13 protein-coding genes are annotated in these 17,340 nt (G+C 65.8%); 4 read left to right on the top strand and 9 right to left on the bottom strand.

Annotated elements, in window-relative coordinates:
• The first annotated feature begins 90 nt into the window (after positions 1–90).
• Positions 91–1,932, top strand: coding sequence for a monovalent cation:proton antiporter-2 (CPA2) family protein (locus tag XW59_RS15540; protein ID WP_047146178.1), 1,842 nt, complete (start codon positions 91–93; stop codon positions 1,930–1,932).
• A gap of 112 nt (positions 1,933–2,044) precedes the next feature.
• On the opposite strand, the gene folK is transcribed toward XW59_RS15540, so the two are convergent.
• Both folK and folP read right to left on the bottom strand, forming a co-directional pair.
• Positions 2,045–2,560, bottom strand: coding sequence for a 2-amino-4-hydroxy-6-hydroxymethyldihydropteridine diphosphokinase (folK, locus tag XW59_RS15535; RefSeq protein WP_047146179.1), 516 nt, complete (start codon positions 2,558–2,560; stop codon positions 2,045–2,047).
• Positions 2,557–3,414: a dihydropteroate synthase gene (folP, locus tag XW59_RS15530; protein WP_047146180.1), complete on the bottom strand. Its 858-nt coding sequence runs from the start codon at positions 3,412–3,414 to the stop codon at positions 2,557–2,559. Before folP ends, folK begins: the two co-directional genes overlap by 4 nt.
• A 183-nt stretch (positions 3,415–3,597) precedes the next feature.
• On the opposite strand from folP, the gene XW59_RS15525 reads away from it, so the two are divergent.
• Positions 3,598–4,212 (top strand): DUF922 domain-containing protein, encoded by a 615-nt coding sequence (locus XW59_RS15525; RefSeq protein WP_047146181.1) that lies wholly within the window; start codon positions 3,598–3,600, stop codon positions 4,210–4,212.
• Positions 4,213–4,221: 9 nt separating this feature from the next.
• Here the strand turns inward: XW59_RS15525 and XW59_RS15520 are convergent, their stop codons facing one another.
• The 3 genes from XW59_RS15520 to XW59_RS15510 form a co-directional block, all read right to left on the bottom strand.
• Entirely contained in the window at positions 4,222–5,247 is a 1,026-nt protein-coding gene (locus XW59_RS15520) for an NAD(P)/FAD-dependent oxidoreductase (RefSeq protein ID WP_047146182.1), read from the bottom strand.
• Between the two features lie 65 nt (positions 5,248–5,312).
• Complete coding sequence (locus XW59_RS15515; protein WP_047146183.1) at positions 5,313–5,633, bottom strand: 2Fe-2S iron-sulfur cluster-binding protein; 321 nt, start codon at positions 5,631–5,633, stop codon at positions 5,313–5,315.
• Between the two features lie 131 nt (positions 5,634–5,764).
• A complete protein-coding gene (locus XW59_RS15510; protein ID WP_047146184.1) occupies positions 5,765–6,139 on the bottom strand; it encodes an Hpt domain-containing protein in 375 nt (124 codons plus the stop codon).
• Positions 6,140–6,431: 292 nt separating this feature from the next.
• Here XW59_RS15510 and XW59_RS15505 point away from each other — a divergent pair, with 292 nt between their 5' ends.
• Complete coding sequence (locus XW59_RS15505) at positions 6,432–11,774, top strand: hypothetical protein (protein WP_047146371.1); 5,343 nt, start codon at positions 6,432–6,434, stop codon at positions 11,772–11,774.
• A gap of 169 nt (positions 11,775–11,943) precedes the next feature.
• On the opposite strand, the gene XW59_RS15500 is transcribed toward XW59_RS15505, so the two are convergent.
• The 4 genes from XW59_RS15500 to XW59_RS15485 all read right to left on the bottom strand — a co-directional run bounded on the left by XW59_RS15500 (position 11,944) and on the right by XW59_RS15485 (position 16,039).
• Positions 11,944–12,543, bottom strand: a complete 600-nt coding sequence (locus tag XW59_RS15500) for an ABC-type transport auxiliary lipoprotein family protein (RefSeq protein WP_246666104.1) — start codon at positions 12,541–12,543, stop codon at positions 11,944–11,946.
• A 77-nt stretch (positions 12,544–12,620) separates the two neighbouring features.
• On the bottom strand, positions 12,621–13,994 hold the full coding sequence (locus XW59_RS15495; RefSeq protein ID WP_137327035.1) for an MlaD family protein: 1,374 nt from the start codon (positions 13,992–13,994) through the stop codon (positions 12,621–12,623).
• 6 nt (positions 13,995–14,000) lie between these two features.
• Positions 14,001–14,834, bottom strand: a complete 834-nt coding sequence (locus tag XW59_RS15490) for an ABC transporter ATP-binding protein (protein ID WP_047146372.1) — start codon at positions 14,832–14,834, stop codon at positions 14,001–14,003.
• A 17-nt stretch (positions 14,835–14,851) separates the two neighbouring features.
• Positions 14,852–16,039: an ABC transporter permease gene (locus tag XW59_RS15485; protein ID WP_047146187.1), complete on the bottom strand. Its 1,188-nt coding sequence runs from the start codon at positions 16,037–16,039 to the stop codon at positions 14,852–14,854.
• Between the two features lie 78 nt (positions 16,040–16,117).
• Here XW59_RS15485 and dgcA point away from each other — a divergent pair, with 78 nt between their 5' ends.
• Positions 16,118–17,101 (top strand): N-acetyl-D-Glu racemase DgcA, encoded by a 984-nt coding sequence (gene dgcA, locus XW59_RS15480; RefSeq protein WP_047146188.1) that lies wholly within the window; start codon positions 16,118–16,120, stop codon positions 17,099–17,101.
• The last annotated feature ends 239 nt before the right edge of the window (positions 17,102–17,340 follow it).

The raw sequence follows: 17,340 nt of genomic DNA, 5'->3' as shown, positions 1-17,340 counted from the left end.
TGCATTCCTGAGATAATCCGTCATTTCACAACACCGCAAATGCTCTAAAGATAGCAATCGGGACAGCGGGGCCCGGACGGAGAAACGAAGATGGCAGGCGAAGCGGCGCACGGTGTGGACCTCGTTCCGGTGGTGGCCCTGCTTTCGGCGGGCGTGGTCGCGGTACCGTTGTTCAAGCGGTTCGGGCTCGATTCCGTGCTCGGCTATCTGGCCGCAGGGCTCGTCATCGGACCTTTCGGCTTCGGCCTCTTCAGCGATCCCGAGACCATAATCGGCGTCGCCGAGCTCGGCGTGGTCATGTTCCTGTTCGTGATCGGGCTCGAAATGCAGCCTTCCCGCCTATGGGGCCTGCGGCGTGAAATCCTCGGCCTCGGCGCGCTCCAGGTCGCCACCTGCGGCGCGCTGCTCACAGGCATCGGCATGCTGCTCGGCTATCCGGCGGCCGTGGCCTTCGTCTTCGGCATGGGCTTCGTGCTGACGTCCACCGCGATCGTCTTCCAGATTCTCAACGAGCGCGGCGAGCTTTCCACGCCGAAGGGCCAGCGCATCGTCTCGATCCTGCTGCTGGAGGATCTTGCGATCGTCCCGCTGCTCGCCTTCGTCGCCTTCATTGCCCATGGGACCGAGGATGTCAGCGCCGCGGCACGTTGGGCGAGCATCGGGATAGCGCTGGGCTCCGTCGCCGGCCTCGTTCTCGTCGGACGCTTCCTCCTCAATCCGATGTTCGGCATTCTCGCCCAGTCCGGCGCCCGCGAGGTGATGACCGCGGCGGCATTGCTCGTCGTCCTCGGATCGGCGCTCGCCATGCAGCTCGGCGGCCTGTCGATGGCGATGGGAGCCTTCCTCGCAGGCGTGCTTCTTTCCGAAAGCACCTTCCGCCATCAGCTCGAAGCCGACATCGAGCCTTTCCGGGGCATCCTGCTGGGGCTGTTCTTCCTCGGCGTCGGCATGGCGCTGGACCTCTCGGTGATCGCGGAGAATGCGGGGCTTATCGCGGTTGCCGTCGTCGCTTTCATGGTAATGAAGGGCATCGGCATCTACGCGATCGCAAGATTGCTCAGGACCGGTCACCGGGAGGCGCTGGAACGCGCTGTCCTGATGGCGCAGGGCGGCGAATTCGCCTTCGTCCTCTATTCCACCGCCGCGAGTGTCGGCCTGATCGACGGGCCGACCAACGCGATCTTCACTTCGACCGTGATCATATCGATGGTGCTGACGCCGTTCGCGATCATGGCGCTGAAGCGGCTTACACCGGCGCCGAGCCAGTCGCTCGACGGCGTGGAAGTCGCGGACGGGCTGACGGGAAGCGTGCTGATCATCGGCTTCGGCCGCTTCGGCCAGATCGCGTCGCAGCCGCTGCTCCTGCGCGGCGTTGACGTCTCGATCATCGACGACGATGTCGAGATGATCCAGGCGGCCGCGGATTTCGGCTTCAAGGTCTATTACGGCGATGGAAGGCGGCTCGACATCCTCCATGCGGCGGGCGCCGGCAATGCCGAGGCGGTGCTGATCTGCGTCGACAAGCCGGAAACGGCACTCAGGATCGCGCAGCTCGTCAAGACCGAGTTTCCGCTGACCAAGGTGCTCGCCCGCGCCTTCGACCGCGGCGCGGCACTCGACCTCATCAATGCCGGCGTCGACTATCAGATCCGCGAGACGGTGGAATCGGCCATCGTCTTCGGCAAGAAGACGCTGCTCAAGCTCGGTGTTCCCGAGGAGGAGGCGATCGACCTCATGGACGAGGTGCGCCGGCGCGACGCGGAGAGGCTGGAACTGCAGGTGGCCGGCGGCATCTATGCCGGCACCGCGCTCCTGCAGGGCAATCAGCCGGTGCCGACGCCGCTCGCGCCACCGCGCCAGACCGGCCGTGCCGGCAACGAACAGGCAGCCGAGGTCATGCGCGGCGCGGAAGAGGGAAAGGCTGCCCGATAGGATCGCCCGAGCTTCTCTGGCGTATCCTGGGAGAAAATTCATGCAGAAACAAATGGATATTGCTGCTGCATAATCCCATTTGTCAGATGTTCGGCGTGACCGCAGGCTCCGGTCAGACGTTCCGCCACCAATTCGGATCGCCGTCGATCCGCGTTATTCCGGCGAGATCGAGCGCGGCGAGATGCTCGCTCACCGTCCTTCCCTCGATCTCCAGGTCGGGCGCGACATCCGCCAGCGGCGCCAGCACGAAAGCGCGGTCGAGCATTCGCGGATGCGGGATCTGGAGGCCCGGTTCGTCGATGATTTCCTTACCGAAGACGAGAATGTCCATGTCGATGACACGCGGCCCCCAGCGTTCGTTCCGCACGCGCTTCAGGACGCGCTCGGTATCGAGGCAGAGTTCCAGCAATTCGCGCGCCGAAAGCGTCGTGCGCAACTCGGCGACGGCATTCAGGAAATCCGGCTGGTCGGTCTTTCCCCAGGGCGGCGTGCGGTAGAGCGGCGAGACGCGCGCCACCCGTGCGTCCGGGCTTTTGTCGATAGCCGAAAGCGCCGCCGCCATTGCCGTCGCGGGATCGCCGATATTGCCTCCAAGCCCGAGAAAGGCGCTGGTTTCGATCGCCGTCATGACGTGCCCCGCGCGGTCAGTCCGCGCGCGATCATGGCGTCGGCAAAGCGCAGGGCGTCCATGTTCGTCGCCACGTCGTGGACGCGGAAGATCGCCGCTCCCTGCAACCGCAGGATCATGCTCGTCGCCGCCGTGCCGATGTCACGCTGGCCGGCTGGGCGGTCGGTGACCTGACCGATGAAACGCTTGCGCGACGTGCCGACGAGCCAGGGATAGCCGAGTGAGCGGAGCTCGAAGAACCGCGCCATCAGATCGAGATTTTCCTCCATGGTCTCCTTGGCAAAGCCGAAGCCCGGATCGAGCAGGATGCGTTTTCTTTCGACGCCCGCCTCCGCGGCGATTTCCAGAGAGCGCTGAAGAAAGGAAAGCTGGTCGTCGATCACGTCGGGCAGCTTGTCGCGCTCGCGCCCCGTATGCATCACCACCAGCCCCGCGCCGGTCTCGGCGGCGAGGCGGGCGATCGCCGGCTCGCGCTGAAGGCCCCAGACGTCGTTGACGATATGCGCCCCGGCCTCGACCGCGCGCCGCGCCGTCTCCTCGCGATAGGTGTCGACGGAAATGACCGCATCGCCGCGGCGGGCAAGGGCCTCGATGATCGGCAGGATGCGGCGCTGTTCTTCCTCCAGCGTGACCGGGGCCGCGCCCGGTCGCGTCGACTCCCCGCCGACATCGATGATCGCGGCCCCCTCGCCGATCATCCTTTCCGCCTGCGCCAATGCCGTTTCGGTCTCGGAAAACCGGCCGCCGTCGGAGAAACTGTCGGGCGTCACGTTCAACACGCCCATGACGACGGCGCGCGCGCCGATCTCGATTTCACGGCCATGCGCCAACGGCCAAAGGGTGGGTTCGAACATCGACGGAGCTTTCCGATATTTTGAATTTCTTTTGCGGCGGCGAAGGCGCAAAATCAACCGGGAATCCGGACTGCGCTCATTTGGCAACGCCCGGGCGAAAAGAGCCGTTCCGAACTTCTTTACCGGGCGGGCGCCATTGCTTCACCGATCAGGCTGGCGCAGTGTGCCCCGAAGAGGTACCTGATGAAGACAGCTTTTCTCGCCGCCATGGTCTTGGCACTGCTTGCGCCTCCGGCATATAGCGCAAGCGTTTCAAAGACTTACACCTATTTCTCAATAGGCGGCAAAACACTCGAGGAAATCGAGAAGGAGCTCGACCGCCGCGGACCGTCCGTCCAGTCGTCGGGCAAGCGTCACCCCGGCGCGACCCGCATGGAGTTCACCACGCGCGTCAGCTATGGCGAGCGCAACGGGCGATGCAGCGTCATGGATGCGAAGGTGACGGTCAAGGCGAACATGATCCTGCCGCGCTGGAACAGGCGCAAGGGCTCTGACCAGGACACGAGGCTCATCTGGGACACGCTCTCCTCGGATATCAAGCGCCACGAGGAAAGCCACGTCATCATCGCCAAGAACCACGCCCGCGAGCTCGAGGAAGCCCTGCACCACATCCGCAACCAGCGCAGTTGCGAGGTCGCCGCGCAGAAGGCGAAGGACCTCAGCGAGCGCATCCTGGCCCAGCACGACCGCGCCCAGGAGGAGTTCGACCGGGTCGAGGGGATAAATTTCGAGAGCCGCCTTCTGCGGCTGCTGCGCTACCGGCTCGAGCAGATCGAGGCCGGCCGTATTCCCGGCTGAGAAAGCTCCTCAGGAGACGCCGAGCTTCTTTTGAAGGCTGGTCGACGACGTGGTGTACTGGAACACCACCCTCTCCTGAGGGCTGACGATCCGTTTCGCCGCCTGCGTCATCAGCGCGGCTTCATGGAAGCCCGAAAGGATGAGCTTCAGCTTGCCCGGATACCAGTTTATATCGCCGATCGCGAAGATGCCCGGCACCGAGGTCTCGAACTTCTCCGTGTCGACGGGAATGAGGTTTTCGTGCAGGTTCAGCCCCCATTCGGCGACCGGTCCGAGCTTCATCGTCAGGCCGAAGAACGGCAGGAGCCTGGTGCAGGCGACGTCGAACTCGCCGTCGGAACCCTTGACCGTCGCGGCCTCCAGCCTGCCGTCCCGTCCCTTCAAGCCGGTCACCTGCCCGACATGGAATTCCAGCTTCTTCATCTCCTGAAGCGCGTACATCTTGTTGACGCTGTCGGGAGCGGCGCGGAATTCGGGGCGCCGGTGCACCAGCGTGACGCTGCTGGCGATCGGCTGCAGGTTGAGCGTCCAGTCGAGCGCGGAATCGCCGCCGCCGACGATCAGCACGTCATGGTCGCGAAAATCCTCGCGGCGGCGCACCGAGTAGAAGACGCTGTCGCCCTCGAACGGTTCGATTCCAGGGATGGGAGGGCGTTTCGGCTGGAAGGAGCCGCCGCCGGCGGCGATCACCACCACCTTCGCCTCGACCACCTCGCCCTCGTCGGTCGTCAAGCGGAACGTGCCGTCCTCGCGCCTTTCGAGGCCCGAGACCATCCGGTTGAAGGTGAATTGCGGATTGAAGGGCTTGATCTGCTCCATCAACCGATCGACGAGTTCCTGCGCGCCGATCACCGGATAGCCGGGAATGTCGTAGATCGGCTTGTCGGGATAGAGTTCGGCGCACTGCCCGCCGGGCCGATCGAGAATGTCGATCAGGTGGCATTTCAGGTCGTAGAGACCAAGCTCGAAGACGGCGAAGAGGCCGACGGGGCCGGCTCCGATGATGACGACGTCGGTTCTGGCGATCTCATCCATGGGCCGACAATAACCAAAAGCGCCCGGCCGTCACACCATTTCGATTGGATTTGCGAGTTCGCGAACTAGCCCTGTCGCTCGGGGATGCTGACGACGAGGCCGTCGAGCTCGTCGCGGACCTTGATCTGGCAGGAAAGCCGCGAATTCGGCTTCACCTCATAGGCGAAGTCGAGCATGTCCTCCTCCATCGCCTCGGGCTCGCCGACCACATCGGTCCAGGCTTCGTCGACATAGACGTGGCAGGTGGCGCAGGCGCAGGCGCCGCCGCATTCCGCCTCGATTCCGGGAACGGAATTGCGGATGGCGTTTTCCATCACGGTCGAGCCGTTTTCCGCGTCGATGTCGAAACGCGTGCCGTCAAACGCGATATAGGTGATCTTGGTCATTCCATTTGCCTTCGGGGGGAATCTCCGGCCGCTGTCCGGAACTTAATATGGGGATTTCGCGAGGCAGAGATAACCACTCGCCAAGGCAAGTCAACCATGCTGTCCCACTCGAAGGGCCGAGCTCGCGATGTTCAGCGGCTGATGGCGGCGATGAAGTCGCGAACCTCGTCGATCAGGACGTTCAGTCGGGGCGGAAGGGTCTGGTCGTCGGGACGGGCCTCGATCAGTCCGGCGCAGTCGGCGACGGCGAAGGCGCCAATGCCGCGCGCCGCCCCTTTCAGCCCGTGGGCGAGCGCCTGCCGTTCCTCGCTCGTCGCCTCCACGATGCGCGCCTTGATCGTCACCAACTGGTGCACGAACATGTCGAGCACCTCCTGCTCGATGGCGCGATCGTTGAGCGTCTGCCGGGCCAGATGCGCCAGATCGATCGCCCGCGTTCCGGACGACCCGCAGCTTTCGCCGCCCGGTCGATCAAACGCCATACCTTCATCGCGCTTTTCAGACATTCCGCAAATTCCCGCCTCTCCGGCCTTCAGGATAGGCGGGCGGCGTGCACAAGCGGTTAACGAAACGGGCCCGTACCGCCGGAATTCGGCGCCGCATGCGGAAAATTCGTCTTTCGTATTCGCGCGTTAACCCTATGTTTAAAGTTTTACACATGTGCGGAAATCCCGGTTCCCTTTGGCGCCGTGTCCCAGTACGATACGAATGGCCCGAAATGGGCCTCGAAACGCGGGCACGAGGGGTCGGCGACGGCAAGCCCGCCAATAATTAGTAAATGTACAGGGTATGAGCGGCATGGCGAGTAAAGCTACAACCAACAAGAGCCTGGACAGCGACGTTGCCAAGGAACTTGAGGACGCGCTGGACATCGATCTCTTCGTAGACGACGAAAGCGACCCGGACGGGCTGGACATCGCCAGCTCGATGGCGGATTTCGAGGCCCAGATTTCGCAGGCGGCGGAAGAACTGGCCCGCAACAGCCGCACCGAGGCCGAGGATGTCAGCCTGATCGCCGGTGCCGGCGCGGTTGCCGCGGCCGCCGCGACACAGGCAGCGGACGGCAAGGCGGAGAAGAAGGCCGAGGACGAGCAGCCCGCAGCCGGTCCGGAAGCCGCCGCCCCTGAAAAGCTCTCCGAACCCGAAAAGCTCGCCGAGACGAAGAGCACCGGCGAGACGAAGCGTGTCGCCGAGTTGAAGCCCGTCGAGACGGCTGCCGGCTCGGCCCAGCCCTCTGCCTTCGCGCCGGCCAATGACGACCGCCAGAAGGATTTCCGCTCGCTGCAGATGGCGATGACCCGCCGCACCCCGGGCACCGTCTACTGGATGGTGGCGCTGCTTTCGGCCGCTTGGATCGCCGGCGGCCTCGCCGTCGCCAACATGCTGTTCGGCGCCGACCGCGCCGCCGGGCGCGGCATCGGCGAAATCCTCGCCACGCCGCAAGCGCTCGGCCTCATGGTCGCGATCGTCGTTCCGCTCATCCTGTTCTGGGCCTTCGCGGTGATGATCCGCCGCGCGCAGGAAATGCGCCTCGCCGCGCAGTCGATGACGGAACTGGCCTTCCGGCTGGCGGAGCCCGAGAACATCGCGACCGACCGCGTGATGATGGTCGGCCATGCCGTGCGCCGCGAAGTCCAGGCCATGGGCGAAGGCATCGAGCGCACGCTCGCGCGCGCCGTGGAACTGGAAACGCTCGTCCACACCGAGGTCAACGAACTCGAACGCGCCTATTCGCAGAACGAGAGCCGCATCCGCGCCCTCGTCGACGGCCTCGGCTCGGAGCGCGAAGCCGTCGTCAGCCACGCCGAGCGCGTGCGCTCATCGATCGCCGGCGCGCACGAGACGCTCAAGGACGAGCTCGATTCCGCGAGCGACATCATTCGCCAGAACATTCTCGGCGCATCTTCCAAGCTGACTTCCGCCATCGGCGATTCCGGCGCCAGCCTGGTCGACCGGATCAATGACAGCGGAATGTCGATGTACGACGCCATCGACCAGCGCCTCGACGCCATCTCCGACCGGATCACGACCTCCGGCGAGGCGTTCGCCAGCCTGCTCGACACGCGCATAGCCAAGCTGACGGAGAGCACCGACGAGGCGACGCGCTCGCTGTCGCAGCTGCTCGACGAGCGCACCACCGGCATGGTTTCGCTGCTCGGCGGCGCAACCAGCTCTCTGACCCACGAGTTCGACACCCGGCTGGCCGGGATCGAGGCGACGCTGCGCGAGCGCGGCCAGGCCCTCATCGGCGAGTTCGAGACGCGGGCGCAGGCGCTCGACACCGGCACGCAGAAGCTCAACGCCGCGCTCGAGGCGCGCGCTCGCCAGATCAACGAGACGCTGGTCGAGCGCTCGCGCGAGATCGCGGAGACCTTCACCGAAGGAAAGCGCAGCATCTCCTCGCTCATCGACGAGGGCAAGGCGCGCATCGGCTCCGAAATGGCCGAGCTGGTCCTGTCGACCTCCAACATGCTGGAAACGCGCGGCTCGGACTTCGCCGCGCGACTCGCCGGCGGACGCGACCTCATCGCCGATGCGCTCGAGAGCGATCTCCAGAGGCTCGCGGAAACCCGCCAGAACATGGACACCGCCATCACCAGCCATGTCGAGCGCATGGCCGAAGGCCGCAACCTGATGGCAAGCGCGCTCGAGGATGACCTGCGCAAGCTCGCCGACACGCGCGAGGCCGTCGATCAGGCGGTCCAAAGCCACGTCGAGAAGTTGACGGAAGGCCGCACGCGGCTGTCCACCGTTCTCGAGGAGGATCTGGCAAGGCTCAACGAAACCCGCGCCGGCCTCGACGACACGTTCATGCGCCACATGCAGTCGCTGAACGATCGACAGGCCGAACTCACCTCGGCGATCTCCTACGACATCGTCAAGGTCGAGGAAGCCTTCACCCGCCACGGCGGAACCATCACCGAAGGCACCCGTGCGATCGAGCTCGCGCTCAACAGCGGCGTCGAACGGGTCGCCGGCGCGATCTCGGACGACATCTCCAAGATCGACGAGGCCTTCACCCGCCACGGCGGAACCATCACCGAGGGCACCCGCGCGATCGAGCTCGCGCTCAATAGCGGCGTGGAGCGCGTCGCCGGCGCGATCTCGGACGACATTTCGAAGATCGACGAGGCTTTCACCCGCCACAACGGGCTGATCGAGGAACGCACCAGCGCCATCGAGAACGCCCTCGCCTCCGGCGTGGAGCGCGTCAGCAACGCGATCTCCGCCGACATCTCCAAGGTCGACGACGCGTTTGCCCGGCAGAGCGGCGTCATCGAGGAGCGCACCCGCGAGATCCAGATCGCGCTGAACTCCGGCGTGGAGCGCATCGGCAGCGCGATTTCCTCCGACATCCACCGTATCGACGAGGCGTTCGCGCGTCATGGCGGGCTTATCGAGGAACGCACCAGCGCCATCGAGAACGCCCTCGCCTCCGGCGTGGAGCGTGTCAGCAACGCGATCTCGGACGACATCTCCAAGGTCGACGACGCCTTCGCCCGCCAGAGCGGCATCATCGAGGAGCGCACGCGGACCATGGAAGGCGCCCTGCGCACCGGCGTCGACAATGTGCGCCACGCGCTGGAAAGCAGCGCCGTGGTCATCGCGGGCTCGCTGCGCGACAAGGTGCTCGAAGTCACCTCGTCGCTCGGCGAGGAAGCCGGCAAGGCCATCGTCGACGCGGACCGCAAGGTCGCCGAGCGCGCGGAACTGACCGCGGAAATGCTCGGCCAGCGCACCGGCGAGATCTCGGCCGTGTTCGATCGCGCCGACAGGACGCTCGCCGAGCGCGCCGGCGACTTCGCCAACGCGCTCGACCAGGCCGACCGGCTGCTGGCATCGCGTGCGGAAGAGACGGGAGCCTCCCTGGCGGCCCGTGCAGATGACATCGCACAGTCGCTCGCCGCGCGCGCCGAAGGCGTGACCTCGGCGTTCGAGCAGGCCGACCGCATCCTCTCAGCCCGCACGGCCGAGACCGGCCAGGTGCTCGCAACCAAGGCCGACGAAATTTCGCAGGCCCTGGCCTACCGAGCCGGCGAGATCTCGTCGGCGTTCGACGAGGCGGATCGCAAGCTGGGCGAACGCGTCGAAGAGACCGCGAACGCGCTTGCCGCCCGGATCGGCGACGTGGCGGCCTCGCTCGACGGGACCGACCAGCGCCTCGCGGAGCGTGCCGCCGAACTCGCGCGCACCTTCGAGGACGCCGACCAGCGGATCATGGCGCGTACGCACCAGACCTCCTCCGAACTCGACGCGCGGGCCCGGGCAATCGCGGAATCGCTCGCCAATGTCGACCGTCGCCTGGCGGACGGCGCGGCGAACGTCACCGCGCAGATCGAGGGTCACCTCGCCCAGGCCGAACAGCGGCTCGTGCAGGGTACCGACGCCATCGGCGACCGCCTGCACGACAAGGTCGCGCAGGTCGAGGCGCATCTCGTCGACCGCGCGAACGCGGTTGCCGACACCTTCGCCTCGGTCAACGAGCGCATCGGCCAGTCCACCAGCAGCGCGTCGGCGACCATCGACGAGAAGACCCGGCAGCTCAACGAACTGCTGGCGGCGCGCTCTTCCGAAATCGCCAAAATCCTCGACGAGACCGCCCGACCGCTGGTCGAGCGCTTTTCGGAGAGCGGCGGCGAGTTGCAGAAGAGCCTGGACGAAGCGACCCAGCGCGCGACGGAAAAGCTGCGTTCGCAGAACGCCGCCTTCGTCAATGCGCTCGCCAGCCGCACCGCCGAGACGCTCAGCGCGGTGGACAAGGCGCAGACCAGCCTTTCGGCCGGCGTCAGCGACCTCATCGACCGGTTGTCGGCGTCGAACTCCAGGCTCGGCGAGCTCGTCGACATGGCGACGCAGAACCTCTCCGGCCTCGACGAGAAGCTGGCCGACACCACGCAGAGCTTCGCCAAGACCACGGAGAAGGCCGCGCAGTCCTTCGCCAGCTCGGCGCGCCTGATCGACTCGAACGCGGGCAAGCTGACGGAGCTTTCCTCGGCGACGCTGAAGGACATCGCCTCCATCGCCAACCGCTTCGAGGACCACAGCAAGGTTCTTTCGTCCGCGTCCGACTTGCTCGGCTCGGCGCAGAGCAACCTTTCGGCGACGCTCGACGGCCGCCAGGCGGCCCTCGAGGAGCTGGCCGTCGGCCTCGTCAAGAAGTCGGAGGACATCGAACGCGTCATGCGCTCGTTCGAGGGCCTCGTGGGTCGTGCGCTGGAAAAGGCCGAAGGCCGTACCCGCACCTCCACCGAGCAGATCCGCACCTCGATCTCCGAGGTGGTCGAGGCGGCGACGCAGCGCTTCGCCGACGCGACCGCCGAGATGCGCAAGACGGCCGGCTCGATCCGTTCCGAACTGGAGCAGACACGCGCCGAGTTGAAGAAGGGCGTGATGGACCTGCCGGAAGAGACGAAGCAGTCGACCACGGCTATGCGCCGCGCGGTGAGCGAGCAGATCAACGCTCTCAAGGAACTGGCGGATATCGTTGCGAAATCCGGTCGCGCGTTCGACGCGTCCGACCGCAAGCCGGCAAAGCCCGCTCCCACACCGGTCGCCGAGCAGCGCCTCCCGCTGTCGCCACCACCCGCGCCGACGCTGTCCGAACGGCGCCCGGCGGCGGACACGCCGCTGCGCGGAACCCTGACGGCCGATCGTCCGGCTTCGGCCTCGCCCGCTCCTGCTGCCCCTGCCCCGGCCGGTGGCGGATGGGTGCGCGACCTGCTTCGCGGCGCCTCGCGCGACGAGGCACAGTCCGCGCCGGCGGGCCGCAAGTCGGAGAACGACCGGTCGCCGCTCCACGTGGTCGAATCGCTCAACTCGCTTTCGGTCGACATCGCACGCGCGATCGACCACGAAGCGTCGATCGAGCTGTGGAGCCGCTACCGCCGTGGTGAGCGCAACATCTTCACCCGTCGGCTCTATACGCTGAAGGGTCAGCAGACCTTCGACGAGATCCGTCGCAAGTATCAGTCCGACGGCGAGTTCCGCGCTGCCGTGGATCGTTACTGCCAGGATTTCGAGAAACTGCTCGAGGACGTCGCCCGTACCGATCGCGACAACATGATGACGCAGACCTACCTCACGTCCGACACCGGCAAGGTCTACACCATGCTCGCGCATGCCAGCGGACGGCTCCGCTAGCAGTCAGGCATACGCCGATAACCCAGGAAGGGCGGGATCATTCCCGCCCTTTTTTCGTTTCAGGCGTTCATCGAGGCAGTTCCGGAAACGCTTCGCAGGACGGTGCAAGCACGTCCGGCGCGTGGGCGTGGCAGGTTTTCCGGTTGAGCGGCCAGTGGCCGGCCGCGGATCAGATCGAGGAAAGGCTCCAGGCGACGATTTCGGCCGCAGCGCCGGCGAAGGCCGCATCCAGCGCCCTCACATAGGCATCGTTACCGGCGCCGCCGACGGGCACCGACTGGGTGATGCTGCGCGACGCGCGCACGACGCCGTTGCGGTCGTTGAGGAGCCTGACGAAGAGCTCGACCTCGGCGCGGGGCGTACCGTCAACGCGCACCTCGAAGGAGCGGATCGTCGTGACCACCTGATAGTCGATCGCCAACCCCTCGCCCGGCTGTCCTACGCCGCCCACGCGCCCCGAAGCCTGAAACGCTTCCACCAGCCGCGCCTGCACGACGCGCGGGAGCCGGTCGGCCCACTGCGCGCCCTTCAGATATTCGATCGCGGCCGGCGAGGTCTTGATGACGATGTTCTCGCTGTCGAGCGACTTCAGCGCCGAGGGCTCCGCGATCAGGATCTGCGTATTCGAACGGCGCGGGCCTTCGGCCTGTGGAAAGGCGGCCGTCAGGTCGTAGGTGTCGAGCGGGGCTGGACCTCCACCCGGCAGCGCCGCGCAACCCGATAAAAATGCCGCAAGCGTGCAGGCCTTCAAAACGCGATCAAATTTCACAGTCTGCATCCCCTACAGCACCGTATGCGAAGCGTGTGTCAACGCTCCTTAACTTCTTGCGGTTGCACGGCAGGATGTCAACGCCGCGCGCGTCCGTCGAACTGCCTCACCTCTCCCGCGCCGCCGGAAAGAATGCGCTGCGGGTTTCGCTCCAGATCCGTGATGGCCTGCTCTATGCGCGTGATCGACCGGCGGGGGTCCTGAACGAGCGAATCCACGTCGCGAAGCCCTTGCCCCGAAAACCGCGCCAGCCCGTCGGTGATCGTCGCAAGGCGCGAATTCAGCGTGTCGGCGACCTGGCGGAACGCCTTCAGCGTCTCGCTCGCGTCGGCCATCACCCCTTCCGCCTCGCCGGAGCCGAGAAGATTGTCCACCCCGGCAAGAATGCCGTCGACCCGCGTGGACGCCTGGTTCAGCCGCGAAGTGAGCTGTTGCGCGTCGGTGATGATCTTGTCGATGTCCTCCGCGCGCTCGCCGAATTTCGAGGTCACCTTCGTCACGTCGTTGGCGGCCGCGTTCACGCTCACGCTCGCCTGCTCGAAATTCGTCAGCGCGGTACGCACCGCGGCCGGATCCACACCGTCGATCACACGGTCGAGCTTGGAGAGCGTCTCGTTGGCGGAAGTCGAGAACTGCGAGATGGAGGTGACGGCCGTGTCGACCCCGCTCATGATCTGCTCGAGCCCCGCGCTGGCGTCGTCGATCCGTTTGGTGAACTGCTCGACATTGGAGACGATCTGCCTGACCTGGTCGCGATCGACCGAGTTGAGCAGTTCCTCGGCCGAGGCGAGCGTCGATTCGAGCTGACCCGACACGCCGGAAAGCGTCTGCGACATCGACGTCACGCTTTCCAGGAACTTGTCGATGCCCTCGGCATTGCGGCCCAACGCCTGCGAGAACTGCTCGACGTTGCGCACGGTTTCGGTGAGCGGCCCGCGCGCGTCATGGGCGAAGCCCTCGAGCTCGGTGAGCACGGCGTCGGCGCGCCGGAAAATGGTCTGCGCCGTTTGCAGGAGGTTGGTCACGGCCGACGGATTTGCGGTGATCTCGGCGATTCTGTCCTCCGCCTCGGCCTGGTCGAGCAGGTTGGGCTCGGAAAGATCACCGCCGCGCAGCTCGATATTCGCCTGCCCGGTGAGGCCCGCGAGGCCGACATCGGCCTGCGTCGATTGCGTGATCGGCGTCAGGCGGTCGACCTCCGTGTCGGCGATGGCGACGGTCGGGTTGGAGACGTCGATGAAGACACGGCGGACGTCGCCCACCCTGACGCCGTTGAACAGCACGACGCTGCCGCGCCCGAGGCCCGATGCCGAGCCCGGAATGCGCACCCGCAAGGTCGTGACTTCGCCCCGTTCGCCAACGCCGGCCGTCCAGTAAACGAAGCCGAAGGCGGCAAGCACGGCCAGAAGCGTGAATATGCCGACAACGACGTAGTTGGCTCTTGTTTCCATTCGCCGCTAGCCTCTCGCCGAAAGATCGATCTGCCGCGCCCGCTTGCCACGGAAATAGGATTTCACCCAGGGCTCATCGACCTGCATCATGTAGTTTATGTCGCCCTGCACCAGAACCCGCTTCTTGCCGAGCACCGCGATGCGGTCGCAGACGGAGAACAGGCTGTCGAGGTCGTGCGTCACCATGTAGACGGTGAGACCCATCGTGTCGCGGAGCTTGGCGACGAGCTCGTCGAAATCGGCGGCCCCGATCGGATCGAGGCCGGATGTCGGCTCGTCGAGAAAGACGATGTCGGGGTCGAGCGCCAGCGCGCGGGCAAGCGCCGCGCGCTTGATCATGCCGCCGGAAAGCTCGGAAGGAAATTTCTGCGCGGCATCCGGCGGCAGTCCGACCAATTCGAGCTTAAGCATGGCCAGCTCGTCCATCAACTTCCTGGGCAGGTCGAGATATTCCCGCATCGGAACTTGGATGTTCTCCATCACGCTAAGCGCTGAAAACAGCGCGCCATGCTGGAAAAGTACCCCGATTCGCATGTCGATCAGCATTCTTTGCTCGTCGGTCGCCTCGTCGAGATCGACCCCGAACAGCGAGACTTTCCCCGAACGCTTCGGCGTCAGCCCGAGCACGGTGCGCAGCAACACGGACTTTCCGGTGCCGGAAGCGCCGACGAAACCGAGAATCTCGCCGCGATAGACGTCAAGCGAAAGCTTGTCGAGAACGACGTTGTCCCCGAACGCGACGGTAACGTCGCGCACGGAAAGCACGATCTCGCGGCTCTCCGCCCGATCGCCGGGTGTGTCGGCCCCGTTGCCGCGCCGCGCATCGCCGTTGGTCGCCATCCGCTCCGCCGCCGTCATCAGAAGTCGATCGCCGCGTAGAACATCGCGAACAGGCCGTCGAGCACGATGACGATGAAGATCGCCTTCACCACGGAGGCCGTGACATGGCGGCCGAGCGATTCGGCGCTGCCACCGACCTTCATGCCTTCCACCGAAGCGATGATGCCGATGATCAGCGCCATGAACGGCGCCTTTATCAGGCCCGCGAAAATGGTGGAAAGATCGATGCCGTCGCGCATGCGGTCGATGAACGCCTCGGGCGCGATACCCGAATAGAACCAGGCGACAGCCATCGCACCGGCAAGCGCTGCGGCGTTCGCCGCCACGGTCAGGCAGGGCACGGCGACCACGAGGGCGACCAGCCGGGGAAAGACCAGCACGCCGACCGGATTGAGCCCGATGACGGTGAGCGCGTCGACTTCCTCGCGCATCTTCATCGAGCCGATCTCGGCGGTGATCGCGCTGCCCGACCGGCCGGCGACCATGATCGCGGTCAACAGCACGCCGAGCTCGCGCAGGACGAGCACGCCGACCAGGTCGACGATGAATATCTCGGCACCGAAATAGCGGAGCTGGAAGGCGCCCTGCTGCGCGATGATCGCGCCGACAATGGACGACATCAGAATCACGACCGGAATCGCGCCGACGCCCATGCGATCTATCTGGTTGAAGATCGCCGCCGGATTGACAGCGTGCCCGCGCCCGAGCTTCATCTGCGCGCCGCGAATGGTGGAGCCGAGGATGTACATCCCGTAGATGAAATCATTCCACGCATTGACCATGACGCGGCCGAGAAGCTCCAGCCAGCGGATGAAGAACCATGGACGCGCCGGCGGAGGCGGAGGATTTCCCTTCTGGATCGCCTCGCGCACCGCGGGCAGCAGGATGCTCGCGGCCTCCGACTCGCCGGTGACGTCGATCGAAACGCCGGATTTCTGCTTGGCGTCGACGAGCCGCTCGATCAGCCAGGCGCCGGCCGTGTCCATCCCGCGAATGCCGGAAATGTCGATAACCACCTGCTTGTGATCGTTCTCGGCCTCCAGCTCGCGCATCCGCCCGTCGACCTCGTGCACCGAACGGGTGTTCCACACGCCCGAAAGCGCCCACACCGCGCGGCCGCCCTCGTCGCGCAGTTCCACCGTCGGACGGCGGTCGTTCGGCTCGCCGTCGCCGCGGCTTGCTTCCTTGCGGTGTTTCGTCAACATCGTTCAAGTCATAATGGCTCGGCGACCGGCTGTCACTTTGTCAGCGAAGGTCAACGGAGCCGATTGCGGAGTTCTTACATGAAGCGTGACCTTTTTGTCGAAGCGGAACGGTTTCCCCTCGCCCGCGCCTTCACCATCTCGCGCGGGACGAAAACCGAAGCGCAGGTGCTCACATGCACGATCTCCGAGGGTTCGCACCGGGGCCGCGGCGAATGCGTTCCCTATGCGCGCTACGGCGAAACGATGGAGAGCGTGCGCGAATCGATCGAGGCGATGCGCGGGCCGATTTCGGCGGGGATCACACGTACCGAACTGCTCGACGCCCTGGCGCCCGGAGCAGCCCGCAACGCGATCGACTGCGCGCTCTGGGACCTGGACTTCAAGCTGCGCGGCGTCCCGGCCCACGAAGAGCTTTGCTCCGCGCCGCCGCGCCCGCTGGTGACCGCCGTCACCATCTCGCTCGGCGAGCCGGAGGAGATGGCCGGCCAGGCTCGCGAACAGAGCGGACACCGGCTCCTGAAGGTGAAGGTCGGCAGCGCCGACGACACCGCTCGCATTCGCGCCGTCGCCGGGGCGGCGCCCGACAGTCGCATCATCCTCGACGCCAATGAGGGATGGACGGAGGAAAACCTGCGCGAGCATCTCTCGGTCGCGGCCGAATGCGGGATTGCGCTGATCGAACAACCGCTGCCGCAGGGAAAGGACGCGGTGCTGGCGTCGATTCCCCACCCCGTGCCGATCTGCGCCGACGAGAGCGTGCACATAGCCGAGGATCTTCCCGGCCTCGTCGGCCTCTACGACGCCGTGAACATCAAGCTCGACAAGGCCGGCGGGCTGACGGCCGCCCTGCAACTCCGCGACAGGGCGAAGGAACTCGGCCTCGGCATAATGATCGGCTGCATGGTGGGCTCGTCGCTGGCAATGGCGCCCGCCGTGCTGCTCGCGCAGGAGGCCGACTTCGTCGACCTCGACGGCGCGCTCCTGCTGGCGCGCGACCGAGAGCCGGGCCTCGTCTATTCCGACTCCCTCGTCCGCCCGCCGCGATCGGCACTTTGGGGCTGAGAACGGTCGCGCGGCCTGGTTACGCGCCGAGACAGCCGAGACGAAGTGCATATCGTTGCGGGGCAGATCGGTCCTGCTTCGGCGGGAAAGTCTGCTCGCCAGCGACCGGCGACGCCATGGCGCCAATTCGCCCCGCCTTCACGACCGCTTGCGGAGGCCGCCTCGACCGTGCGGCGTCATCGGGACGACGGGCGGACGCCGGACGATGTCGATCGATATCCGGCGGAAAAACCGGGGCG

Origin of the sequence: Aquamicrobium sp. LC103, from assembly GCF_001014615.2 — a bacterium.
In the GTDB taxonomy this organism is placed as follows: domain Bacteria; phylum Pseudomonadota; class Alphaproteobacteria; order Rhizobiales; family Rhizobiaceae; genus LBCQ02.
The sequence above is the reverse complement of the archived record's forward strand: the minus strand, read 5'-3'. Positions and strand labels throughout refer to the sequence as shown.

Coding starts and splice junctions, on each gene's coding strand:
- XW59_RS15540 (WP_047146178.1), top strand. CDS start 91: ATGGCAGGCGAAGCGGCGCACGGTGTGGACCTCGTTCCGGTGGTGGCC.
- folK (WP_047146179.1), bottom strand. CDS start 2,560: ATGACGGCGATCGAAACCAGCGCCTTTCTCGGGCTTGGAGGCAATATC.
- folP (WP_047146180.1), bottom strand. CDS start 3,414: ATGTTCGAACCCACCCTTTGGCCGTTGGCGCATGGCCGTGAAATCGAG.
- XW59_RS15525 (WP_047146181.1), top strand. CDS start 3,598: ATGAAGACAGCTTTTCTCGCCGCCATGGTCTTGGCACTGCTTGCGCCT.
- XW59_RS15520 (WP_047146182.1), bottom strand. CDS start 5,247: ATGGATGAGATCGCCAGAACCGACGTCGTCATCATCGGAGCCGGCCCC.
- XW59_RS15515 (WP_047146183.1), bottom strand. CDS start 5,633: ATGACCAAGATCACCTATATCGCGTTTGACGGCACGCGTTTCGACATC.
- XW59_RS15510 (WP_047146184.1), bottom strand. CDS start 6,139: ATGTCTGAAAAGCGCGATGAAGGTATGGCGTTTGATCGACCGGGCGGC.
- XW59_RS15505 (WP_047146371.1), top strand. CDS start 6,432: ATGGCGAGTAAAGCTACAACCAACAAGAGCCTGGACAGCGACGTTGCC.
- XW59_RS15495 (WP_137327035.1), bottom strand. CDS start 13,994: ATGGAAACAAGAGCCAACTACGTCGTTGTCGGCATATTCACGCTTCTG.
- XW59_RS15490 (WP_047146372.1), bottom strand. CDS start 14,834: ATGGCGACCAACGGCGATGCGCGGCGCGGCAACGGGGCCGACACACCC.
- XW59_RS15485 (WP_047146187.1), bottom strand. CDS start 16,039: ATGTTGACGAAACACCGCAAGGAAGCAAGCCGCGGCGACGGCGAGCCG.
- dgcA (WP_047146188.1), top strand. CDS start 16,118: ATGAAGCGTGACCTTTTTGTCGAAGCGGAACGGTTTCCCCTCGCCCGC.